This window comes from Peribacillus frigoritolerans (assembly GCF_004358755.1).
In the GTDB taxonomy this organism is placed as follows: Bacteria; Bacillota; Bacilli; order Bacillales; family Bacillaceae; genus Bacillus_P.
On the sequence record NZ_SMZY01000006.1, the window covers coordinates 35403 to 61748 of the forward strand.

At 37.9% G+C, this 26346-nt stretch carries 15 protein-coding genes and 4 pseudogenes; 1 reads left to right on the forward strand and 18 read right to left on the reverse strand.

Going from position 1 to position 26346, the window contains the following annotated elements; all coding sequences use genetic code 11:
* Positions 1-99: 99 nt before the first annotated feature.
* Both E2R53_RS20560 and E2R53_RS20565 read right to left on the reverse strand, forming a co-directional pair.
* A pseudogene (locus tag E2R53_RS20560) lies at positions 100-1158 on the reverse strand (IS110 family transposase); the annotation flags it as partial.
* A 362-nt stretch (positions 1159-1520) separates the two neighbouring features.
* The gene (locus E2R53_RS20565; RefSeq protein ID WP_133313605.1) at positions 1521-2090 is read right to left on the reverse strand and encodes a recombinase family protein; all 570 of its coding nucleotides are present in this window, start codon (positions 2088-2090) and stop codon (positions 1521-1523) included.
* Between the two features lie 680 nt (positions 2091-2770).
* Here E2R53_RS20565 and E2R53_RS20570 point away from each other — a divergent pair.
* Entirely contained in the window at positions 2771-4039 is a 1269-nt protein-coding gene (locus tag E2R53_RS20570; RefSeq protein WP_133313606.1) for an AlbA family DNA-binding domain-containing protein, read from the forward strand.
* 566 nt (positions 4040-4605) lie between these two features.
* Here the strand turns inward: E2R53_RS20570 and E2R53_RS20580 are convergent.
* From E2R53_RS20580 to E2R53_RS20660, 16 genes and pseudogenes are all read right to left on the reverse strand, one after another.
* Positions 4606-4722, reverse strand: a pseudogene (locus tag E2R53_RS20580) (lipid II flippase family protein); the annotation flags it as partial.
* Between the two features lie 10 nt (positions 4723-4732).
* A pseudogene (locus E2R53_RS20585) lies at positions 4733-4885 on the reverse strand (recombinase family protein); the annotation flags it as partial.
* 103 nt (positions 4886-4988) lie between these two features.
* A complete protein-coding gene (locus E2R53_RS20590; protein WP_133313607.1) occupies positions 4989-5981 on the reverse strand; it encodes a hypothetical protein in 993 nt (330 codons plus the stop codon).
* 1 nt (position 5982) lies between these two features.
* Positions 5983-7833 (reverse strand): AAA family ATPase, encoded by a 1851-nt coding sequence (locus E2R53_RS20595; protein WP_133313608.1) that lies wholly within the window; start codon positions 7831-7833, stop codon positions 5983-5985.
* A 455-nt stretch (positions 7834-8288) separates the two neighbouring features.
* Entirely contained in the window at positions 8289-8909 is a 621-nt protein-coding gene (locus E2R53_RS20600; protein WP_133313609.1) for a recombinase family protein, read from the reverse strand.
* Positions 8910-9464: 555 nt separating this feature from the next.
* On the reverse strand, positions 9465-15050 hold the full coding sequence (locus E2R53_RS20605) for a DNRLRE domain-containing protein (RefSeq protein ID WP_133313610.1): 5586 nt from the start codon (positions 15048-15050) through the stop codon (positions 9465-9467).
* A 356-nt stretch (positions 15051-15406) separates the two neighbouring features.
* A pseudogene (locus tag E2R53_RS23685) lies at positions 15407-16009 on the reverse strand (polysaccharide deacetylase family protein).
* A 314-nt stretch (positions 16010-16323) separates the two neighbouring features.
* On the reverse strand, positions 16324-16596 hold the full coding sequence (locus E2R53_RS20620) for a hypothetical protein (RefSeq protein ID WP_133313613.1): 273 nt from the start codon (positions 16594-16596) through the stop codon (positions 16324-16326).
* A 135-nt stretch (positions 16597-16731) separates the two neighbouring features.
* Positions 16732-17358: a YesL family protein gene (locus E2R53_RS23815; RefSeq protein WP_353653494.1), complete on the reverse strand. Its 627-nt coding sequence runs from the start codon at positions 17356-17358 to the stop codon at positions 16732-16734.
* A gap of 10 nt (positions 17359-17368) precedes the next feature.
* A complete protein-coding gene (locus tag E2R53_RS20630; protein ID WP_133313615.1) occupies positions 17369-18781 on the reverse strand; it encodes a glycoside hydrolase family 32 protein in 1413 nt (470 codons plus the stop codon).
* 6 nt (positions 18782-18787) lie between these two features.
* The gene (locus tag E2R53_RS20635) at positions 18788-19633 is read right to left on the reverse strand and encodes a carbohydrate ABC transporter permease (protein WP_286166343.1); all 846 of its coding nucleotides are present in this window, start codon (positions 19631-19633) and stop codon (positions 18788-18790) included.
* A 12-nt stretch (positions 19634-19645) separates the two neighbouring features.
* Entirely contained in the window at positions 19646-20554 is a 909-nt protein-coding gene (locus tag E2R53_RS20640) for a carbohydrate ABC transporter permease (RefSeq protein WP_133313616.1), read from the reverse strand.
* Positions 20555-20616: 62 nt separating this feature from the next.
* Complete coding sequence (locus E2R53_RS20645) at positions 20617-21885, reverse strand: sugar ABC transporter substrate-binding protein (protein WP_133313617.1); 1269 nt, start codon at positions 21883-21885, stop codon at positions 20617-20619.
* A gap of 333 nt (positions 21886-22218) precedes the next feature.
* Positions 22219-23343 (reverse strand): response regulator transcription factor, encoded by a 1125-nt coding sequence (locus E2R53_RS20650; protein ID WP_133313618.1) that lies wholly within the window; start codon positions 23341-23343, stop codon positions 22219-22221.
* Positions 23336-25078 (reverse strand): cache domain-containing sensor histidine kinase, encoded by a 1743-nt coding sequence (locus E2R53_RS20655; protein ID WP_133313619.1) that lies wholly within the window; start codon positions 25076-25078, stop codon positions 23336-23338. Before E2R53_RS20655 ends, E2R53_RS20650 begins: the two co-directional genes overlap by 8 nt.
* Before the next feature lie 2 nt (positions 25079-25080).
* Positions 25081-26322, reverse strand: coding sequence for an ABC transporter substrate-binding protein (locus E2R53_RS20660; protein WP_133313620.1), 1242 nt, complete (start codon positions 26320-26322; stop codon positions 25081-25083).
* Positions 26323-26346 lie beyond the last annotated feature (24 nt).

The following is a 26346-nucleotide window of genomic DNA, read 5'->3' on the forward strand; positions in this document are numbered from 1 at the left end:
AGCGATCCCCATCTTTAACTCTTGCTACCCGATAGTTTAAGTGCAATACTTCACAATGGTTGAACTAACCTGCCCGTTAGCATAACAAAAAATGTAGCAGAGGAGAGCCATTAGTGTCTTCCTGCCTCTCTTTGTAATCTTCGTATGCCCTTTGTGCTTTCCAGAGGTGTTCTCCTTTAAACTCAACCCAGCTAACTTGATGATTTGTCGAGGGTGAGAATAGTAACTTAAATTCCCTACTTCTGAAAAGAAGCCAGCTACAGTGTCCTTACCGATTCCTGTGATGGCCAACATTTGTTGAACACCTGGTATCCGTTCAAGGAGTCCATCCATATCAGATTCTAGTTCTTCGAACTTTTCATTTATTAATTCATACTTGTCTAGTAAAGTGCGAAGCTCTAATTTAGCCATCCTTGAATCTTCACGAATACCAATAGAGTCTTTGGCTACTCGTTTAAGTTCTTGAATTTTACTGAGTCCAACCGCACGCTTTACTGCTTTTCTGAGGTGAATGAGGATTTCTTGTTCCTCAACTATCTCTAACTCATGTGGTAATACGTTTAACTTTAATATTTGTAATGCTGCTTTTCCTTCCCAATCCTTAAACACTGTAAGGAATTCAGGAAAACATCGATCTAACCAGTTATGAATTTGCCCCTGCACTGCTTGTAAGTCAACAAATAAGAGATCGCGGATTTTCCTTGCCACACGAAGTTCTGCATAAACCCCCTGTGGAATATTAGGTTCGGCATATCTTCCATCTTTGACTAGCTGTGCAATAACTCTTGCGTCCTTTACGTCATTTTTGGTTGGAGAATTATCATCTAATTCTTTAGATTTCTTCACATGCATAGGATTTACAACGACAAACTTAATCTCCTCTTCTTTAAGAAAGTGAGCAAGGTTGAGCCAATAATGTCCCGTCGGCTCCATTCCTATAATCACCTTATGCATGCCGTGTTGTTCCATCAATTGCTTTATCCAGCTTAAAAAAAGATCAAAATGTGGTTTTGTATTTTCAAAGTGACAAGGTGCACCAAACTCTAGTCCTCTAAAGTCTTGAGCACGAGCTACATGCTTGAACTTCGCAATATCTACACCTATAATCAGTGTTTCAGAAGTAATTTGAGCAATCTTTTCATTTTGGTTATAATTCATATTGAAGGCCTCCTGGTAAATATGTTTTGTCCTTTTCGCTGGCCAGCTTCAGGACACTCATATCATATCAAGAGGTTATTTTTTTGTTCAAATCTCATTTTTCTTCATTACAGGATTGCTGCCCTTCTCTGGAATAACTTACAATTTCAATAGGAAACCTTAAATTCCTTCTTTACTACACATTATTGCTTTTTATCTATAAACGTGATTTTAAACTTCAGCAAATTCAGATCTTCAACCATAAAAAGAGCAGCTTCACTGCTCTTTACTGAATATTATAAACTCGCTCATAAAGCTTATAATACAAAATTTTTAATTAATGTCATTGGCGAGAAATCTAAATTAGTGACGAGTTTCTACTATTATAATATACGATTTTTTTGATGTTCTTCCTGAATTTTTCTGTACAGGGTCATACGCGAAATGCCTGCTTTTTCTGCAGCATCTGTTTGGGTGTGACCCTGATCAATAAGATATAATGCGTATTGTATTTTCTCATTATCTGCTTTTGGTCTACCAGGGTACTTACCACGTCTTCTGGCTGCAAGAATTCCTTCTTTTGTCCGCTCTGATGTTAAGTCTCTTTCAAATTGGGCAATACCTGCAAAAATAGTAAAAAGCATTTTTCCATGTGCAGTCGTTGTGTCTAGCCAAGATTCCTTTAGACTTTTTAGATGAGCACCTTTATTTGAAATCTTTTCGGTAATTTCAATGAGGTCCTTCGTTGATCTCGATAAACGGGTTAAATCCGAAACGACCACTTCATCACCTATTCTCAGAAATTCCAGCATTCGATTCAATTCGGGTCTTTCCCGTTTAGTGCCAGTGATTTTTTCGAAGAAGATTCTCTCACATCCAAATTCTTCTAATTGACTTTTTTGTCTATCTAGATTCTGATCCAATGTAGAAACACGCATATATCCAAATTTCACCAGACGTTTCTCCTTTTTTATTTCTATTGTATCAAAAATGTTCAGAGTTTCAAAAAGTTACATTTTATATTGTTACATATTTTTGTTACACGATTTACTAGACTATAGAACTGCAATTAGAAAGTATATCTGATTGTAACAAAAATGACCGTTTTTGCGACAAAGCTACACTACTCTTTTCTATTCATCTTCCGATAGAATTTAGCAAATCATATAAAAAATGGAATCCCTTTATTGGAGTTCTCTTTGTTGTTTTCCATTATTGCGCTATTTACTTCAATAAGAAGAGGCGAAAATTTGTTAAGCAATCAGCCCCCGATTGTTGAAGATCATTTATGTTGTCTTATCGAAGAATAGCGCCCGATTGCTGAAGATTGTTGATTAAGGTAAAGGCTAAACAGGTCTTCCAGAAAAGCTCCTTATAATGGAACAAGGTTTGTTCTGTCACCTTGAATATATGATTGGTAGACTGAAGGTTGAAATGGAGTATCCGAATACCAAATTGAATTTACTCAATCAATAGACAAGTGTAAGGAGTATACCGATGAACAGAAAGAATTGAGAATGGAAAATAGAGAATTGATAACTTTACTGTTTAAGAAAATCTAATCAAGTAATTTATAGAATATTTTTACAATTTGCTGTAAGATTATATTATAAAATTTTTTGGAGATGAAATCATGTATGAAAAGATATTAGAACTCTTGGATGCAGGTGGAGAAACAAGAAATATTGAATTTAAAAAGAGTTACGATTGGGGAAATCCTCAACACAAAGCCAAGATAGTAAAATGTATTCTTGCTATGAGCAACACCAAAGATGGCGGTTATCTCTTATTGGGTATTGACGATGACAAACAAGGATTAGAAAAACTTTGTGGAATGGATTTAGAGCATTATCAAAAAATAAATTATGACCATATCGTGGTAGAAGTTAATAAGTTTGCTGATCCTCCTATTTCATTTCAGATGTATATGATTGAAGAGAATGAAAAAAGTTTTGTCTTATTTCGTATACCAGAATTTGAAGAATTGCCAATACTTTGTAAAAAAAGTGGTGAACAAGGGTTAAAAGAAGGAGCAGTTTACTCTCGATCTAAGTCAAAGCCAGAATCTGCAATTATTAGATCTCAGTCTGAGATGAGAGAATTGATTGATATGGCTATAAATAAAGGAATCAAAGAATTCTATACTAGAGTCAGAGATTCTGGATTGCAAATAGCAGATGATAATTCTTCAGATAAGTATGCAGTTGAATTAGATGAAATTGAGAACCAAAATATATTTGACTCCATCAAACGAGGGGGATACTGGAGAATCGTTGTCAAACCAACACATTACAAAGAAAACAGAATAGAATCTTTATCAAAGTGTAAAGAGAGATTGTACCATAGTAAGTTAAGTCTAAGGGGATGGGATTTCCCACATTTCCGAGATTTAGAGAGTGGAAATGGATACATACAGTCATCTGAAGATTTTGCTCAATTTAAAGAGTTATTTAGATTCTTTAAGAGTGGTCAATTTATTTATTATAAAGCAATGTATGAAGAGCATATGGATGCCTCTTATAAGCAAAAAGTAAATGGAAAAGGGTTAGAAATATTAAGCACACTTCTATTATTCACTGAGATATTTGAGTTTGCTTCACGACTCTTCCAGCAGGAGGACATGGGAGATAAGGTAACTGTTCTTATTGAAGGCTTTGATCTTAAAGGACGTAAATTATTCTTTTATGATCCAGCTAGGACACTTTTCCGAGATTATGTTTCCAACATCGAAGACGAGGCTAAAATAGAGGTAGAAGTAGACATTGAGAGGCTAATTTCAGAAAGTGAGAACTTGGCAATCAAAGCCTCAAATGAGCTATTTGAAAGGTTTGGTTGGGATACTGATGCCGTACAAGGACTTTTCAAAGAACAGCAGCAAAAGCTTCTAACTGGAAGAATTTGACCGATTTTAGATCGAATTCTTGGTTAATATGATAAATAAATTGATCCTTTTATTAGAGAGGTTTAATAGTGAATTTTCAAAAAGGATACCTTGGTGAATATAGCCAATGAAGCCATACTGTGAATTTATTCATAAAGAATCAGAGAAACCGGGCGTTAATTTAACACTTTTGTGGGAGGAATATTCCCTCAGCTGTCGATCAAACGAGGAGATTCCATATAGCTATCGTCAGTTCTGCAGAGTCTACCATGATTATGCTAGAAAACAAAAGCTACCATGCGTATTAAGTTGCTCTTTATTTGCGCCCGATTGCTGAATAAGCTACTACATAACATGTGCGTATTGCGACATAAGATTACTCGTAATTTATCCATTCTCCAGAAGGATTTTCAAGATTTATTTCATCATAGCAACTTTCGCAAACCGTAGGATAAGGATCATACTCGTTTGTTTTATTACCACAAAATTGGCACTCCATTTTTCATTTCTCCTTTTTTTCAAATCTTGTGTTAAATATGAAATTACGCAATCCTTTTTAAAGAATTGCGCCCGTAATTGAATAACGCTTATACAATGAACTTTGTAAACCAAGCAATATACTTTGCTCCCAATATAAACAAGAATTGAGCAAGCAAAGTGCCTAATAGCCTTGAAGTTACCATCATTATAGAAATGCTTTTTAGCTTTTTTTAGCATAGTAAACAGCATCTTTCCATGTGCACTCGTTGTGTCTAGCCAAGATTCCTTTAAACTTTTTAGATGAGCATCTTTGTTTGAAATCTTTTCGGTAATTTCAATGAGATCTTTCGTTGATCTCGATAAACGGGTTAAATCCGAAACGACCACTTCGTAAATTCTATCTCATCCAAATTATTCTAGTTGACTTTGAGGGCGAATTAGAGAAAAGGGAACTTGTTTTGTCTAAAAAAAAGACCTTTAAGGTCTTTTATTAGATTTCCTTGGAGCTTGCAGCTAAATTAAAAATGAATTCTAGATTTTCAAGAGTAATTTCGGAATTAAAGGAGCGGTTTATTACTGCACCTATCCCTGGATTTACCTCTAGAATTATTCTTTGACCATTTTGTTTTGTACCTTTACCTCTTAAAACGCCAATAATTTGGTCACTATTCTCCATACATTTTATTTCCTTGATCTCAATATAAGGCTTTGCAGCAGAGGGATATTGATTATTAAAATCTAAAAATTTTATTCTATTAATCAATCCGGTCTCTACGAGCTTAGTAAATAAAGTTCTTTCAAAAGGAGGTATATCGTTTATATTCCGTATAGTATATCCCCACATTGAACTATGTGTACCAGTTCCGGAGCATTGAATGTTTCCATTTGACCTTATTTTGTTAATTGAGTCACAGAGTAAAATTGTTGAAATTTCTTTGTGAAGTGATAGTTGAGTTAAATTATTTACAACGTCTACTGGAGTAATTTGTAAATTATCTTTCAAATTGAAAAATGTATTGTTAAATATAGTAATGTTATTTGATTTTAAAACAACAGGTGGCAATTTATTGAGAATAATTAAACCCAATAAATCTTTCCAATGTAAGTAAGATTCATGATTATGAATTTTTAAAGTTGTGTCAATGCTGCAAAAATCAAAATCATAATTAAGCTCATGATCACCATATTCATGAACTATTTTCAACAAACGTGATAATTTTGAAAATACAACTTGCCTAGCTAATTTATAGATTGGATGAGCATTAGTTTGATATACTGGAATAGGTACAGATTCAATAAACTTGGCAGATAATTCTTGTGTTGTAGCTATTTTGTAATTATATTTATCCAATAAGTCTAATAATGACTTAACTTCCAAGACAAACTTACTAAATTCTTCGATGTCAACTTTAGAATTACTTAATGAAAATGAATTATTAATTTTATATATAAAATTAGAAGGTTCTATTAGGACAGGAATCATATTATTCTATTCCTCTTTCGATTGCAGCCATTAGAATAGATTCTAATTGTTTTTCTGTTTCATCGAAAAATCCATTTGGATAAAAATCAACAGCCCCAAATTTATCAATATCTACCTTCCTAACTTCAGATTCTAACATTCCCTCTTCTCGAGAGCAAAAATAAATCGCAGCATCTTTATTATAGGAAATGTTGCCTTTGGCTATATGGTATCTTAGTCTATTCACTAAATGCTCACTATGCGTTTCGGCAATTATTTGTTTACCCAGCATGTTCAGTGAGATGAAGAAGTCTGCCAATCGGGATTGCACATATGGATGCAAATGTAGTTCAGGCTGTTCCAACAGAATAACAGATTCAGAAGAAGAGGCAGATAATCCAAGTACCACCAATGGCAAAACTTGACTTACTCCTACACCTACGTTTGTTAAATCAGCATCAATATCTCCATGTATATTAGCTTGCAAAGTCAGTCCGACTTTCCCCATTTTATCAACTTTAATTTCTTTGGCTATTCCAAGATATTCTAACCACTTCTGTACTGCATAACCTAAGTTAACTGTTTGAATGTCTGATACAGAAGGTTTGAAATCTTCATTTTTAGATGGGGGAATTATAGCCTTAATTTTTCGATTAGAATAATATTTTAATACAAATGCAACATTTTCTCCTTTTTGCCCAACGTATAGAGGATTTTGCGATCCGAATTTTCCATAAAATTGTCTAGGTTCTTCTCTAAGTGGTCCTAAATACTGAATTTTGTTAAAAGTATTCCTTATAAAATATTGTAAATCGTAAATTTCTATTTTATCATTTTCATTAAACCTAGACATTTTTTGAACAAGGGTTTTTTTATTATTCTTTAATTTTCTTACTAATTCTAATTGGTTATTTATGTATTCCGTTAATATTTCAAATGCCATTAAATCAAGTCTTACTAAGTAAAATTCTAAGGTTTTTATTACATCAACATTTTTAAATTCAGGTTGATCCACAAAAATCTCTTCAAAGTTTTTGAATAAAACGTTTACATCCTCTTCTTTTCCGTTCTTGTCAAGAAGTTGAACTCTATGTGTTGTCTTAACTCTATTTAGATAATTAATAAATGGGGTTAATTTTTCTGTATCAAGATATCTTTTATTTAGTCCTAAATTATCTATAATTGTATTTATAATAAATTGCATTGTGGTTTCTTGTTCATCTTCTAGTTGTTCATTATGAGGAACCAAAACCGATTCGGGTAAAAAAGTATTAAAAAGAACTGCTTCGACATTTGATTTTCTTAATTTAATTGGCTTTAACAGAAGTTCCTCATCACCAAAGAATTTGTTCTTTAAATCAAATTGCTCTGCTAAATTATTTTTTAAATTTTCATCATATTGAAAAGTCATATCATAATTTGATTTTCCATCTTTTATATTTTTGAAATTCACCCCAGAAAGAATTGGTACATTTGAAGAATTGAAATCATCTTTTTTTGTTGGAAGTATTTCAATTTTTAATCCTATTTCATTAAACTTTTCTCTAATTAGATCTAGATAATAATATCTTTCATCTTTTAGTAAATTATTTTTATTTGAAGTGAAATTTATTTCAAAATCAACTGTATCATTTTCATGAGAATGATTATTAACAATGTCAGCAAATTCTCCTAAAGAAACATAAGATCCATTAATTAAGATCGGTTCGTCAGAAACCGGACTTTCTAGGGTTTGCTTTAGCAAAAGTATTGACTGTAAAATGCTACTTTTACCGCTACTATTTTGTCCAGAAATCAAAGTGATTGGTGCAAATTGTAATATACCTGTATCTAGAAAACTTTTAAAATTTTTTAATGCAATACTTTCTATCATCGATGATCTCCTTTAATATTTAATTACATATATCATACCATAATTTCATAATTATGGTTTTAAAGAGAGATTGAAAATAAGCAAATTAATAACAATTTACTTATTTTATAATTTGAGGAAAAATATCAATTAAAGATCACTTGCTGAAACAATTTTTCGAAAATCCCCTTTAAAAATGATTTAACCTTAAAGTGTGGGAGGGATTTCAATACAAGTAATATCAAAGAAATAAGTTGTTTCAATTATAAGCCCTATACGGATTTTTTTTTGGACACTAAACTACTTACACTCATACCGACACTGCACTTAAGACATTTTAATAATTCACTCATTACTACCCACTGAATAAATCGTTTAATATACCCATATCTAACGAGAAATTTTCATAAATCAGTAATCGGTGCAGATTAATTCAACAATGGATATTTGAAATTTATTTTGACGAGTTTCTACTACTATATAGTGAACTTTTTAAAGCATTTTTCATGTTCATTAACCAACTTATAAAAAGTCGTTTTTTTAACACCTAATTCTTCCATAGCTTTTACAGCTGTAATCTCTCCGGCCCTCCATCTGGTATAGATTTCATTAAAGTCTTCTGTAGCCTGTATTTTGGGTCGTCCAAACGTTACACCATTCTTTAAAGCTACGTCTATTCCCTCACGCTGCCGTTTGCGAATTCTATCTCGTTCTTCCTGAGCCATCCAAGAAAGTATCTGTAAAACCAAGTCAGCAATAAATGTACCAAGGCTATCTTTATATTGAGTAGTGTCAAGTAACGGCATATCCATCACTACAATATCTGCTTGAATATTTTTAGTAATGTCATTCCATTCCTGAAGAATCTCTTCTTTGTTCCGCCCAAAACGATCTAAAGAATGAATGTAAAGAACATCGCCTTTTCGGATCATTCTTTTTAGCAGCTGATATTGATCTCGATTGAAATTTTTCCCACTTTGTTTATCCAAAAAGATATCGCGTTCGTTGAGACCATTTTCTAGCATGGCTTGAAGTTGGCGTCCTTCATTTTGATCTTTACTGCTTACTCGTATGTATCCAAATTTTCTAACATCCATTTTTTTACTCCTCTTCCCTTTTCTTTCTCTAATTCTATCAAATACGTTCGAAAAAGTGTATGTAAAATAAGGAACGTTCAAATAATGATTTTATACTTAAACGAACGAAAAAAAGAAATGAAATAATAAAAAAATAACCCGTTCGAAAAAGTGTACTTTTCCGAACGGGTATTTAAATTGTTTTCTTCATTTTTTATATAGGTAAATTCCTTTCACATAAAAATGAAGAGAATCTACCTACATTTATTTGATTATTTTTATTTGAAGCAATTTAGCAAAACAACAAGTAAAATTGGTCTAACTTTCACGACCTTTACTATTAAATTTGATTACTATGATTCTCATTGTTTTTATACTTAAATAAGATAAATCATTTTTTATTTTTATCTTTATCCCATTTTTCAAAAACAAAAAGAATCAAAAATATACTTCCAATTAATAAAGGAGTACCTATTAATAAGTAGTAATTGTTTTTGGGTATTCCAAAGAAATTGGCAAGGTAAATAAAAAGTACCATCCATAAAAATACAACTATGTTTTTCAACCAACTCTTCATTAGACGTCTAACCATCCATTCCCTGGCTTTTTATCTTTTTTATCTAAATATTTTGCAACTGCTGTACCTATTTCTAATCTGTCCATTGCTATGGCCACTGCTCCAGCTACAGCGTAAGCTAATTTAGGTGCACCCCATGCAATGAGACGACTTTTAATAGTTTTAGTAAACATTCTTGCTGCTTCTTTTTTTCCTTTTTTTCTAATATAGGCTGCAATCGCACCAACTCCTCCACCTGCTAGAGCACCAAGAGAAACATCGATAAGAGTAGCTGCCCAAGATACAGATATTACTTTAAAATGTCCACTTGGATCCACATTTATAACAGGGTTATTATTTACATAAGCATATAAATTCAAACTTTGTGGATCATTTGCAAAGCCTTGGAAAGTATCTCTTGTAATAAATCTCCCCACATTAGAATCGTAATATCGAGCCATGAGATAGTACAATCCAGTTTCATTATCAAAACGATAACCAGCATAGCGGTAAGGATTTGAATCCGCCATTGTACCTGTTTTAGAAATAATGTTTCCCCAAGCATCATATTTGTACTGTGCTACAGTTGCACCATTTGCATCAGTTAGTGCCGTAACATCACCATGTCCATTTACATGGTAATAATACGTTTTACCGTTTTTGGTCATACTAACCGGATTACCTTGGGCATCCCATGTGTAGGAAGCTACAATATTGTTATTAGCATCCGTCTCATAAATCACTTTATCCCCACTGTAGTGGAAATTGGTTGTTCCACTTGCAGTAGTCATACTTAAACGTTTGCCATCTTTATCATAGGTAAAGCTTGCTAATGATGTTCCAGCAGAATTCTTTACTTCAATCAGACGGTTTTCTACGTCATAGATATAGGTTTTGGCTCCGTTATCTTTCAAGTTTCCATTCATATCATACGTATACGCTTGACCGTTGACAGCGGTAAGTTGGTTGGCAGCGTCATAAGTGTAATTGGTTGTCGTTGTAGTTCCACCTTGAGTTACAATCTTCTTCGTACGATTACCCACTTTATCATACTCGTAAGAAATCGTAGTTCCATCTGCTAATGTTTCATTAGTCAGCTGGTTCAACGCATCGTATTGATAAGATATCGTTCCAGAACTAGTTACAACTCTGGTATGGTTACCATTTGCATCATAAGTGTACGTGTATGAATCGAGTAATGCCCCAGCGGCATTGTAATTTTTCACTGACTTTAAGCGGTTCGCCTCATCATAGTCGAATGAAGCATAGGTACCATTACTCTTCGAAGTGGAGATGGTATTTCCACTCTCATCATAAATGAACTTTGCTTGGTTTACACCATTTCGAGTAAGAGCCGTAACCTGATCCAACGAGTTATAGCTGTACTCATTTGTTATGCTGGTAGCACCAGTCGTTACTGTTAATGAGTTCAGGTTACTATTGGCGTCGTAACCATAACTAATGCTGTTTGAAGTTCCTTCTTCCTCTTTTGTGAGGCGGTTGTTTTTATCATAGGTGTAGGTCGTCGTCTTTCCAGTTGGTGTATTGGTTACAGAAGTTTCATTCCCATTCGCATCATACCCTAAATCCCATTTCTTCACTCCATTGTAGGAAATGCTATCCTTGAGATTTAATCCATTATAGGTATAAGAAACGGAATCTCCTTTAGGGTAGATTAACTTTGTCATATTACCATTCTTGTCATACCCAAATTGAATGACTTGATTTAACGGGTTTTTGATACTAGAAATCAAATTCCACTCGTTATAAGTATAGTTAGTCACATGATTGTTGGCATCCGTGACCGAAGTTTGATTCCCTACTCCGTCATAACCATAGAAAGTATTTCCCAGGTTCGCGTCGGTTACTTTCGTTAATCGATTTAACGCATCGTATGCAAAGGAAGTTTTCTTTCCTTTACCATCCGTCATACTTGTTTGATTTCCGACACCATCATAGGTATAAGAAATACTACCTGCTGAACTATCAACATTCGTGAGATAGTTTCCACCAGTATCGTATGTGTTAAAAGTAAAAGAACTCCCTATTTCTAAGCGCATGGAATCAAACCAAGCCGTTCCTAGCTGATCATCGTAGAGATAAAGTGCATCAACGGAATTGAAAGCTTTGATCGGTTTTACTTGTGCAGCCACATGCTGCCAGTCTGCTGATGTTTTGCTGAAATCATTAGCAAAAGTCCCTACAGTCCCATCGGTATAATTAATTTGAACTTGAAGAACATAACTTCCTCCATTAGCGTCAGCCCCTGCTTGTTTAGACCAACCAGACATTGTCAATGGAGTGTTCGCATCTCCAGAAAGATTAATGCGTTGCTTAATAAACTTGTTTTTCGCCTTTTCACCAGTAAGTTTAAATGAGTATGTTCCTACATACACATTATCTTCGCCTGTTCCATTTTGATAAATTCCATCGTTGGCAGACAGGTTGCCGCTGTTTTTCCAGCCGAAAGGAACCTTTTCACCAGCCCCGGTATTCCGTTCAAAGCTAGAATTTTCCACGTGGTTGTATGCACTGAGAACCGTGCCTTTTTCTAACTGGATGCCGTCGAAATAAGCAGTACCGGTTCCAGCATTAAGACCAACAGATACTCGAATGTTAGCCGTATTCGCTGGTACATTATCGACAACAGCCTGAATACGAGTCCAATCATGAGTTCCTTTTAATTGATAAGCCGGTTTTTCACTAATCCATGTGCCAGTCGAATCTAAAAATTCTACCTTTACAACTGCAGTATTGGTCGTACTTGTTGTTTTCACATATCCGCTGACAATATATTTATTTCCTGCAACGTAAGGGACCAACTTATCTGATTTAGCGATCGCCCATCCTGTCGGATTTGAAATACTGATTGCTTTCGTTCCATATTTCGCTGTATTCGACCAATCAAAGGTAGCTGTTTTTCCAGGTTCTATGGCCTGTGTCCAGTTATCCGCCCAGTTATCCGTATTGTTATCAATCTCAATACTTGAGTTTGTTATCTGATTATCAGCAGCAGACATTGGATGTGTATCATATTCTACATTTCCATTTGCTGCATATCTACTCGCAGAAGTCTGTACGTTCGCGTCTGTTGATTCCGTTTGATTGTTTTTCGTATCGTAATCGGACGTACTAATGTTACTGTTAAAGTCCTGTTCCTTTATCAAGTTGCTTTGACTATCGTAAGTGTAAGAGGCCGTTTGGTTTTCCGGAAGCTTCACACTAGTAATGTTACCATTCGCATCATAAGTGTAGACCCATGCTGCTGTTCCGTTTACCTTATTGGTATTGGCATCCTTTACCTGAGTCAAATTATTGTTGTTATCATACGTAAACGTAGTGACAGCTTTATTAGCGGAGTCTAATGGGTTTTCCGTTACTTGTACAATATTACCATTCGCATTATATGTGTAATTCACTTTACGACCTTCACCATCGGTAACAGAAGTAACCAAATTAGTCGGATCGTAAGAATAAGTGGTAGCACTTGTTTGCTGAACACCATCGATCGTTATTGGGAGGCTCATAGTTTTCACACGATCCGATGCATCGTACGCAATGGTTGTTGTAATGTTTCGTGCATCTTTAATCGATGTTACATTGTGAGTTCCATCGTATGTGAGAGTGGTAACCTTGTTTTCAGCATCTGTTACTGTAGTCAGATTGCCAGAAGCATCATATCCATAGCTGATGGTCCGGTTTGCCGGATCAGTTATACTTGATACATAACCATTTGCACCGTAAGTGATAGTCGTTGTACGTGGTGTAGCTGTTGTTGCATCTTTAATGGTGCTTAGCTTCCCATTGGTGTTATACGTAAGGGTTGTTGTATTTCCATTCATATCTACCAGGGAGCTGACTTTTCCACTGGTATTGAAATTAATCTTCGTTCCATCTACTTGAGTGATGGTATAGGTCCCATCCCCATTCTTAACCAGCGCTAGATATACACCTCCATTTGATATATATCCCCCACCAACTTTTTCTCCAAAAATGTGACGAGTATTATCTTCATCAATTAGAGTGATTGGACCGCTACCTGCATCCACTAATCTTGCCTCATAATTACTGGTCCATCCAAATCCAAACATACCGGCAAAAGATTTACGACTGTTGTAGGTCCGTTTAATACTTACTGGTATACCTCGTCCAGGAATAGAAAGATCTGTATCTTGTAGAACAAGGTTACCATTGGCTGGATTCACGCTGTCTTTCGTTAAACCCCAATATTTCTCTACTCCAATGGAATCAACCGTATAGTTAATGGTTAAACGAGGTGTATTATTTCCATTGTTTACAGAAGTAAAAGTTCTGTAAGGAGACGTGGTTTCATTTTGTTGCTTCAGCATAAAACCGTAGTTAGGCTGAACACCGTTGTACCAATCTTTGACCAATTGGGTAATCGTCCACTGCCAATAAGCATTTGATGCATTATTGGTTGTTGTTGTTTCCGCACTGGCACCAACCGTTGGTTGTGAATCCCATGTTGCTGTCGAGGTCCAACTGCTGTTAATTCTAAATAAATCGATAGAAGAATTGGTCGCATCTACTTTTGTCTGATAGGCGTTGAAAGTAGCGCTGGTAATACTGCTGTCACTTGGTAAATTTGGTAAAGAAAATTGAACGAATGAACGGGTAGTGCCAAAATAGCTGTTGAACCCGGTGTGCATATACGTATTGCTAGAATAAACAGAATCCGGGAAACTGCTTGCCACAAAGTTATCCCGCAAGACATCCCAACTGTCGATCGTAGGGTCAATCGTGACAGGATATTGTGTCCCCTGATCTTTCAAGAAAGCTTGATCAGCAACTACGTCAACAAACGTTTTCCCGTTCTCTTCACGAAGGTCCAGCGAAACTTTTTCAGAATATTTGCCTTTTGCATCGGTCATATAAGGGTTTTCAAAGAACCAAAGTTTATTTCCCTTTGAATCTTTGAAAACAATCGTGCCATTTTTCTCTTTATGAGGTGTGACACCCTTCATCTTCAGCTCAAAACTGAATGTATTTTGATTTTGATATTGATTAATTACAATATCTTCTTTTACAGCACTGCCATGTACACTATAACGGTAATCTACATCATGTAAAATTTCTTTATACGTAATTTCATTATCTTTCAAAGCACCCTGTACTTTATTGGCTTTTATAGGTATAAAACTTACATTTTTTCCACCTTTTTCAACCGATACAAGTTCTACGTTTCCTGATTGCTGCGCAAACACGGTGTTTGTATTATTTGCGGTGTTCTCGAACTTGCCTGGTTTTTTAGAGCTATTCTTTAATTTGTTATCGATTTTCTTCCACTTTTTATCCGATGGATCATGATAAAATTGTTGTTCCATGAAAATTTCTTCGGTGAAGCTTCCATCTGGATTTAAGTATCGTTTTGAAAATGGAGTCCGTTTATTCGTTAACTCCATTTTTTCTTTTGGAGGTTTATTTGGCAACTCTCCAATATCTGCTGTTAAGTTTTCCTTTTTAGGAGTCCTTTTTGCCGCACCTGATGCAGCTTCTGTAAAACTTGGTCCTACTACACTAATAATAAGACAAATTGATAATAGCATTGCAACATACCGATAAAAGGTCTTAAACGTTGATGACATATAATAATTTCTTCCTCTCAATCTATGTACTATCTGGATAGTCTAGAAAATTATACTTTAATTATCAGATAGTGGATATTGAGCAAATTATGGTAATTTTTCAAAACATAAACATATTTATCTTTCATATTATAAAAAAGGGAGATACTCTATAAAAGCATCTAATTATGATGGATGAGAATTTAGTTTGGAAATTTTGTCATCTGTGAATACGAAGATTCTTCAAGCTTTTTGGATTAAAACCAGTTGAATAATTTTATAAATAAATGATTTCGATATTTCTTGATATTTTCGTGAATAATTACTTCTAAAAAATCGATAAAAAGGCGCCTGAATTTTCAGACACCTTTTTATATCTATTTCCCTAATTGCTCAGGTATTGTAACAAATTCATATCCCTGTGCACGTAGGTTGTCAATCATTTTAGGAAGTGCTTCTATCATTCCATCTAATTTACGTTCATCTTTGAAATTATGCAATAAAACAATTCCGCCTGGCACTGCTCTTATGTTAACTCTGGATAAAATTACATTTGCTGAAGATCCATTCCAATCATATGAATCAATTGTCCATGAAATGGAACGATATCCTAACTTATTAAGGGTTTCAATCTGATTGTCTTTAATCGCCCCATATGGAGGCCTGAATAAATTTGTCTTCACACCCGTAACTTTTTCTATTTCGTCAGTTGTAGACTGCACAGTTTAAATAAATTTTGAATCCGTTAAAGTTGTCACATTAGGATGATACCATGTATGGTTACCAATAGTATGACCTTGTGAATGAATCTGTTTTAGCAAATCAGGGCATGCTTTTACTTGCTGCCCCATAACAAAAAAGGTTGCCTTGACATTCTTGGCTTTTAAGATGTCTAAAATTTGTGGAGTATAAATGTTCTCTGGACCGTCATCAAAAGTAAGGGCGATTACTTTTTTGCTGCTCGGACCCATATAAATCATTCCGGTATAGGGTTTTTCTGGAACAATTAAAATTTGACCTGAATTAATTTTATTTGGATCTTTTATTTGCGGGTTTGCTTCTTTAAGCTGAGCAGTAGAGATTCCTAATTTAACAGAGATTTTTTGGTAAAAAAGTATTACAAACCCAAATCCTAATTCTTTGAAATTACACAATGCACAAATAGAAAAACCCTCGGACTTTATTTCAAGTCAACGAGGGTTGGAATTACCATAGAACATCTTTTATCGGGCATCTTTAGACGTAGGAGCAAACCATACAACATATTTATATTTAATATAAAAATCTTAATCTATTATTTTGCTAATAAGCTGTCAATTGTTACAAATTCATAGCCTTCAGCTCTTAATTGGTCAATCATCTGCGGCAGCGCATCGACTGTGCCTTGTAATTTGGTATTTTGGAAGTTGTGCTGCAGGACAATCCCGCCTGGTGATTTATCCCTATTCACAATCGTTAAAATTTCTTCCGCTGATTTTCCACTCCAATCAAGTGTATCTACGGACCAAGAATGTTTTCGATGAAGTCTATGAGTGCTTCCCCAATACAATATAATTTCCCCATTCATTCTACCTCCTAAAAAATGTTCAGGCTCTAAATATTCAAGAAAAGACCTTCCACTTAAATGGACAGGTCTTTTCCATGGTTGAGAAAGTTCCACCCCAAATGTGCCCCGCATGACTCCAAGGTTCAATCCTGTGTTTTACGATTGCAGAAACGTGAGCTGTCCGAGTCTCTCCAATTTTTCAAAAGAGTGCATTGAAAAGCGAAAGGTAACGTAAAAAATCAAGATAGTGCAGACCAACATCAAGATCGGCAAGTACCAATACAATAAGAGTCCCGCACACCAAAACAGCACTATTCCAATCGACGTTTGGATATCACTGAATGTCAAGACAAAGGAGGCTTTCACCAAGGACCAACCTGTTTTCCTGTAATGGATTAGGCACGGAAACAAAGCGGTTCCCACTAGAAGCCACAGCAAGCAGACAGTCCCAATCAGGGAGATGAACATAACTTTCCAGGAAGACTCAAGGTGGAGGACCACATACAGATCGGCCGAAAGAATAAACCCGGCAAGGATCCATCCATTCCCGATCCAAAACCCTTGTTTGAAATGAATCCGGAAAAACTGGAAAAAGCTCCGAAACACACTATCATTTTGTTTGAGCTGCCACTCTCGGATGACTGCGAAAGCCGCCGCGGTTGAAGGGCCAATGGTTATAATCGGCATACACCCCAGAATCCAAAAGCCCGTTAAAATCATAAAATTAGCTATTTGCCGGAACCATTCTGCACTTTTTCCATTCGAAAATTTCATTTCGTTCATCCTTTCTTGTTTACAGTGAAAAGCTTTGTACTCCAATCTGCTTATATTCCACTGGTTCGTTTAGGGAACTTTTGAATTCCAAAGTGTTGATGGAACCAGTCGGATAAAAAGATTCCGTCATGACCGAACGTCCACCGTTCACGAATAATTCAACCGATGCCTTATCCACTAGGAGTAAAGCATCTTGAAAGGACTTAAGCGGCATGGCATCTACGCTTGCGAAATGTTCAGAAAACTCAACCAGTCCACTTTTGGTCCGATCCACTCTCACTTCTTGAGAAGCTCCATCGAACTCAACCCTCAAATTTCCGCCTTCTCCTTTTAACAAAATGTCGAAGGATGAAAGGTTGTTTAGTTTCAATTCCACCATAAAAGGTTGCTCAGGTACTTTCACTGTCAGACTTTCAAAACTTCCATTTTGACGATCGAAAATCGTATTGCTTCTCATTTCGTCCGAGAGAATCGGTGTCTGGATCAGAGTATGAACACCTTCCTTGTTCTCGAGAGAAAGTGACCTTGGGATTGACATAGATCCTCTGAACTCGGCGGTTGGTGTCTGGTTTGCGTACTGCCAATTGTTCATCCATCCAATCCAAATTGGCTGTTCTGTTCCGCTCCATGTGACCGCGGCATAAAAATCGCGACCCCAGTCCGCCCACTTTTCTTCGCTCTCACATTGATCTGTAACGAACATTCTTCCATCAAAATCACCTGTGAAATACTGAATTGCTGATCCATCATTAGGTCCTCCGGGATTCACGGAAACAATCAAAACCCATTTTTTCAGTTGCTCCCCTTCTACCTCCAAATTGATTAGATCCGGGCACTCCCATACACCGCCATGATTTCCGTATTTTTCGCCGAAGGAGGATAGATATTCCCAGTCTTTTAAATTATGGGATCTATAAAAGCGGATATGATCACCACAAGCAAGGCTCATAATCCACTTGGAGGTTTCCTCGTGCCAAAAGACTTTAGGATCCCGGAAATCTTTCAAATCAGGGTTAGAAACCACTGGGTTCCCTTCATACTTCACCCATGTTCGGCCCCGGTCGTTGGAATAAGCAATGCTTTGTTTTTCATTGTCCTCCCCGTGATGGGTAAAAATCGCCACCATGACAGCTTCTTCTCCAGTCTGTAATCCGCTGGTGTTGTTCCAGTCTACCACCGCGCTGCCTGAGAAAATGGCTCCAAGCTCGTCTGGATAAAGTGCAATCGGAAGTTCCTCCCACGTCACGAGATTCTTAGAAATCGCATGCCCCCAGTGCATCGGTCCCCAGATAGTGCTGTGGGGATGGTATTGATAAAACAGATGATATTCCCCTTTATAAAATACCAACCCGTTTGGGTCATTAATCCAATGTTTGTCCGCGCTAAAGTGCAAAGCCGGGCGATATCTTTCCATACTTGTCTTTTTTGTCATTTATTATCATCCTTTCACTCCACTCGAGGTAATGCCTTGCACATAATAACGCTGGAAAAAGATAAAAATCAGGATGACCGGAATGGTCGTAAGAGTCAAAGCTGCCATAATTTGACCATATTCAATGGTCCGGTCGGCAAATAGGTATTGAATCCCGACTTGAATGGTCTGGATCTGTTTATCCGTTGCCACAATGAGCGGCCACATGAAATCGCTCCATTGGCTGACGAATGTCAGGATCGCAGCTGTCGCAAAAACAGGTTTGGAATTCGGGGCAACCACTCTCCAGAATGTCTGCCATGGGCTTGCACCGTCGAGCATCGCCGCTTCTTCGAGCTCTTTCGGGAACCCCAGAAAGAATTGACGAAACAGGAATATATTAAAGGCGGAAGCCACAAATGGAACAATTAAAGCCGGATACGTATTGATCCATCCAAAAGAGTTGACGACGATATACAACGGAATCAACATGCTTTCGAATGGAACCACGTATAGGGCAATGATGACGAGCAGTATTATATCGCTACCTGGGAATTTTAATTTCACGAGTGCATACGCACAAATAGAATTGACAATCAGGCCAAAGAAAACAATCAGTGTGACGGTAAGTACACTGTTCCACATGTAATGTAAGAAATTCACCCGGTCGGAAAAAAGGATGGCCATATAATTGTCAAAGGTTACTTCCTTGGGAATGAAGGAAGTAAATCCCATATCCTTAAAGATTCCGGTTTCCGGTTTCAGGGAGGATACAATCATCCAGAGAAGTGGGGCGATAAATAAAAAGCCCAATACTAAAATCGCTAATGTGACGATCAAGTTTTCAGTTTTCCTTTTTGTTTGATAGCGCAATGAAGACCCTCCTTACTGCTTTAATACTTTCTTTAAGATCAGGGATGATATCAGAACGATGATGAAGAAGACCACAGCAATTGCGGAGGAATACCCGACATCTCGAAACTGGAATCCGTTTTCGTACAGCATAAAAACCAGTGTTTTCGTCGAATCGCTTGGCCCCCCATTTGTCATTACAAACGGCTGAACAAATAGACGGAATGCTTGAATCGTCGTGATAATTAGGACAAAACCGGTCACATGTGAGATGCAGGGCATCGTCACATTTCGGAATTTCTGCCATACATTCGCTCCGTCCATTTCTGCCGCTTCATACAGCTCTTCAGGCACATCTTTGAGACCGGCAAGGAAAATCATCATCTGGAAACCGGCGGCCTGCCAAACACTCATGAAAATGATAGAATTCATGGCCTGGTTAGGGCTCAGGAGGAATGGTTGATTTTCAATTCCAAAGAAATTGAGAACATGATTAATGATTCCGTTATCCACGTTGTACAAAAATGTCCATAGTATCGCCACGACTACCATCGACGTGACAACCGGACTGAAGAAGAACACACGGCCCAGTCCTGCCACTTTTACTTTTTTGTTGACGAGAAGGGCGAGTCCCAAGGCAACCGCACATTGAATCGGAACCACAAGGACAGTAAAATAAAGAGTGTTTTTTAGGGCTGTGAGAAAGATGGCATCCTTGAAAAGACGGATGTAGTTATCCAATCCTGTGAACTCTTTCCCATCGGGATTGAGCATGTTGTAATTCATGAAACTGTACACGAAGGCCAAGATTACTGGCAAAATCAAAAATGTAAACAATAAAACCAAAGCTGGAAGGGAAAAGACAACACCTAGCAACCGTTTTTGCATTTCATAGGTCAAAGATTTTTTTTCTCGGACAGGAATAACTGTTTCTAATTCCATTCAAACCACCTTTTTTTAGAAAACAGGTAATCATGTTTGATGATTACCTGTTCAGGATTTTATTATTTACGAGCTATGTCTGTCTCCACTTCTTTAGTGACTTTATCAAGCTCTTTCTGAACATCGCCTCCAAGGAAGATGTTTTGAACGGCTTGACCATATTTCGTGGACAATACCGGATAAGAAGTTGTCGCAGGACGCGCATGGGCCGTATTTAAGACTTGGTCTTTCAGGACATTAAGAGGTTCTTTGTCCCATTCCGTTAATTCTTCCATGGAATCCGAACGAGATGGCGGGGTGTTTTCAACTGCTGCAATCTTAGATACATTTTCTTTTGTATTCATGAAGTTCAATAGTTCAGCGGCTGCTTCCTTGTCTTTTGTACTTGTGGAAATTCCCCATGTCCAGTCCCCTGATGGAGAAACCTGCTCGCCATTCGGGCTCTTCGGATAGTAGGTGATGCCCCACTCTGTATCAGGATAGTCTTGCAGTTTCGTCCATTCCCATGAACCCATGAGCATCATGGCTGCTTTTCCATCTTCAAATTCTGTAGGAGTCGGCTGAAGATTCACGAGCCCTTCCTTGGTGAATTTCTGTAAAAATTTCAGAGCTTCCACGGTTTTTGGACCATTCATATAGCCTTCAGCTGTGGAACCGTCTTCCGCTATAAAACTTCCGCCGTTGCTCCAGACCGCTGGTCCTGTGAAGTAGATGATCCATTCACCGTAGTCAAGTGTCCAGTTAACTCCGTAAATGCCTTTTTCTTTGCTGGTCAACTTTTTCGCTGCCTCATAAAACTCATCCCAAGTCCATGCGTCTTCCAACTTTGTTGGAGGAGTGATGCCAGCATCAGCAAGCATTTTCTTATTGTAGAAGAGTGCTACAGTCGATTCAGTCGCCCCTATCGCGTATAATTTATCTTTGAACGTTCCCTGCTTAATAGCCGAATCAACAAATTTGTCCTTCTCTTTTATAAGATCGTCAATTGGCTGAATAATGCCGGCATCTGCGTAATTAGCCACGTTCGGTCCATCCATCGCCAACAAGTCGGGCAAAGTGTTGCTGGTGGCAGCTGCCGAGACTTTATCCTCGTACGCATATTTATTACCTCGAGGAATGTATTCAATTTTCGCTTCAATTTCTCCATCATGTTCCTTATTGAAATCTTTGATGATTTCATCGTATGCTACAGACTTATCACCCTCAGGATGCCAGAGTGTCAACTTCGTTTCGCCATCGGCGGAACCACTTGACTCCTTGTTGCTGCAAGCCGCTAACGATCCAACAGCCAGCATGGCCGCAGTGCTCAAAACCAATAGATTTTTTTTCATTTTTTTCCCCCTCAATTCGTATAAAGCGTTTTCATAGTTTCATATTAAAGGATTGTAAACGCATTCAATAGGTGGCATTACTCTTATTAAGGTTTAAATTTCTCTTCAATTAGTACATTGTTTCACATACTTAACCTCAGAAAAAAAAAGGACCTCTTAAAGGTCCTATTGGTGAAATCTTATTTTAACCATCTACGCTACTTCACTTTTTTCTTCCCATCATCATCGGCATGCGAGAGGAGGCATTCCTTTAAATTGGTGACAACTTCTTCTGATTTTCCTATTTACGACAAGAATACAATTGACAGCCTTCCATCCATGCCCTCTCCAAAATTACAGCGCAGTCTTTTTTTTTCGATATTCACTTGGGGTGACATTCAACCTTTTGCGAAATACTTGGCTGAAATAGCGTGGATCACCATAGCCTACTTTTTCGGCAATTTCATAGGTTTTCAACTCAGTATGGAGCAAAAGAAAACAGGCTCTTTCAATCCTGTAACCGGTCAAGTAGTCCAAAAAGGTGAAACCTGTAACTTGCTTAAACAACAAACTGAAGTAACTGATACTCATATTCGCATGCCCTGCAACCTGTTCCGCTGAGATGTCTTCTTGATAATGATCGTGGATAAAACGACTGGCTTCTCCAATCGAATCTGCAACGGATTTTTTGGAGAGATGTTTCTCCTTCAGTTCTTCTACCCAAACCACATTCTCATCCACTAAGCGATGTGTACTCATCCATGTCTTCAGTTCCTCTAGGGCTGGCTTTAACAAGGATTCGTCAACGACAGGCGATCCAATCAACACGGTATTATCTGCGTCTTCATTCCAATCACGCAGTACTTCTAGCAAAATTGGAAGTTCCTCCGTTGGCCATTCTGCCAGGATGAATGTAGCATTAGGAGAAAGTGAATAAGAATAGTGTCTTTTTTCGAGTACGGGGGGTTCTAAGTAAACACTAGCGCCCTCTAACAATATAGGAATTATTGGTTTTGATTCGCAGGATGGGTTCCCATTGTATGAACCCTTGGTAAACACTTCGTAAAGCCTCTGCTTCTCGACTTCATACTCTCGTTCTGCTTTTTCTTTTAAATGATAAATCCCCCGTTCAATGCAGAGATAAAGCTCTTCATAATCGACCGGCTTCAAAATATAATCAAAAGCCTTATTTTTCAATGCTTCCCTTGCGTACTCAAAATAGTCGTATCCGCTTATCATCACTGTCAGAGGCTTTTTCGGAAGCGTATCCAGTTTTTTCAGCAGGTTCAGACCGGTCATCCCCGGCATGGAAATGTCCGTAAGAAGCAAATCGGCACCATGCTGTTCGCACAAAGAAAACGCTCTCTGTCCATCTCTGGCTGTACCCACTACTTCACATTGAAGGTCAGACCAGGGAATAATGGACTGTAAGTTCTTCAAAATCAATGCTTCGTCATCTGCAATCACGACTTTAAACATTTGACCCACCCTTTTTGAGAGGAAAAGAAATACGGATGATTGTTCCTTTTTCACAAGAACACACCATCATCCCGTATTTTTCTCCATAGTATAGTTTTATGCGTTCGTGTACATTTCGAATGCCGTGTCCGCGTTCTTCCTTCTCATCCCGTTTTTTTTGCAGTTTTTCAAGAACAGTGTGAGGGATTCCTTTCCCGTTGTCTTCTACCCAGAAATACCCAGTTGTTTGAGATCGTGATCCTCGTATCGAAATCCGCCCATTATCTTCCTGACCAAACGCATGAGTCAGGATGTTTTCCACCAGGGGCTGGAGAACCAGTTTTAAGACAGGCTCGCTTTCCAAGGATGGGTCAATCACCACTTCATAGGTAAATAAGTTTTCAAAACGGATTTTTTGGATTTCCAGGTAACTAATCACATGGGATATTTCTTGACGGACCGGAACTTCAAAGCTCCCATTTATAGATATGCGCAGAAGCCTGCCAAGATTGATCGTCATTTTGCTAATTTCCTTTTGTCCGCTGGAAGCAGCAAGAGCATTGATGGATTCGAGCGTATTGTAAAGGAAGTGAGGGTTGATTTGTTGCTGCAGCACCTTGAACTCTGCCTCCCTGTTTTTTTCTTCCTCCCTTCTAATCCGCTGTATGAGTTCCCAAATCCGAATAATCATTTGGTTAAACCGGAAAGACAGATTCTTCAATTCTTTCAATGAATATTCATTCATTCTGGCAGACAGGTCTCCACTCTCCACAAGCTTCATATTCTTTTGCAAGGCCTGGATAAAGCCTGAAATTCTCCTTAAATAGAACCAGTTGAAACATACAGCTGCCAGGAGGGCGACAGCACTTAGAAGAAACGTGATGTTCCGGATGTAAACGGTGCTGTTTGAGAGCACATCCCACGGTTTCATGGAAACCATCCATACATCCTTTTCTCCTGCCATCTGGAAAGTAGAAGGCCTATAGGTAATTAATTGCTTTTCTCCGTTCCACTGATCAAGAAAAAAACCAGTTTCTCCCGTATGCATTTTTATTAGCGACCCAACGTCCAATCTTTTTCCAATCAATTGGTGATCGAGAGCATACAAAATATCTCCTTTTTTATTTATAAGCAATTCGGTTGATGGAGTCTCAGATTCGGAGGCAAACACGTTATCCAACAAATCGAGCCGGATGGCTAGCACCATATAACCAAGCGGATCCAGCGTATTGATATCGTTAATGATACGACCCTGGGTCAGAAAAAGGTCACTTTGTCCTTGTAAGGGGTGCTTCCGAATAGCTGTAGGACTCAACCAGACTGAAGCACCTTTCTTCTGTTTCATTTCCTGCACCATCCATTCAGGCTCTTTCCATAAAAGCTGGTCATTGGATTGATACATCCGGTCTCCAGCCAGGTCGTATAGGATAAACTGCTGTACTTCTGCATTAGCATACATCATACCGGCAATCGCCTGTCTCTTATGATAAAGTTCTATCAGGCTTTTTTCTTGTTGACTGGCTAAAAAAGAATGAACATCCCCTGATGAAACCATGTAGTCAGAAAAGTGATTTACTTCCTCCACCGCCTCCAGAAGATTCCTGTCCAATACGTTCAGCGTCTGCACTGTCTGGTTGGAGATCGTCTCTTGAAGCGTATCCCGCGATATCCAGTAGGACAAATAACCAAGAATGAAGATGGGGAACAGAACAAATACAAGAAACGCGAGGATGATTTTGCGCTGAAAAGTCATCATTCTTACTCCCCGTCATCCCAGGGAGAGTAAGTATACTTTTGAAACATCTCTTCCAGTTTTTTTAGATACGTGGTTTTGTCCAGGTCATAGAAATACTGCTGGGTAAGCAGGCGGTACTCCGTTTCCGCCGCTGTACCGCCTGCCCAATAGTGATTTGGCCAGTTGACCGCCTCTCCGTCCTGCACTTTTTTTTCAAGTATTGCAAGGGACTCCTTTGTTTTTCGCACGCCAATAATCGTACTGATCGAGCCTTCATACAAGGACAGGGCTTGAGCATTCGCCTGTTCTGTTAAAAAGGCAAGAAACAGCTTGGCTTCATTTGAGTACTCCGTATCGGAAGATATTGAGATGCCGATATCGACTCCGCCCAATACTCGGTTTTCATCAGGAGAATTGGAGACAGGCACCGGGAAAATACCGTAATCCAAATCTGGTTTCAACCTTTCTATTATAGGCAGCGCCCATGTACCCATCACATACATGGAACCTTCTCCGAAAGCGAAGGCTTCATTGGCATCGGAATAACTCATGGAAAACGATTCCTTCTGGGCGTAAGAAAGAAGGGTTTCCACTTTTGTGTTTATCTCCATCCAGGACGAGTCATTTTGTAGATGAAGCGGACTCTTCCAATATGATGGTGGGAAAACGTTCGCCACAAAATTTAACGTCAGAACACTGGTTAGATCCGCCTCTTTATTCGCCATCACCAATGGCTTCTTCCCTGCTTTCTCCAAGGTCTCCATAACCTCAACCCACTCATCCCACGTACTCGGAGTCTTTAAATCCAATTGCTTAAAATGCTGTTTATTATATAAAACCCCCACCGCATTCTGAGTAAAGGCAGCACCATACATATGTCCACTTATTCTGTATCGCTGCTGAATGGTAGGCTGAATACGGTCCAAAAACATTTCACGGCTCAAGTCAAGCAGATAGCCTTTTCGGGCACGAGTGATATAGTCCTGCTCAAAGGGATAGGAAATAAATAAATCTGGCGCATCTCCCCGTGCTATTCGAGTTTTCAGGACCGACATACCATTCGGCACAATAACTTGGTTAATCTTAATACCAGGGTACCTTGCTTCAAAATCAGTTATCAATTGGTTAAAAATCGGTCTTGTCTCTTCTTTTACTGAAAAAAATTCCAACACCACTGACCTTGGTTCCTGGATCACCTTTGTCTGACTGGAACAGCCCACCATCAAAAAAGCAAGCACGATAATAAACACCTTTTTCACTCTCACACTTGTACACTCCTAAAGCTGACT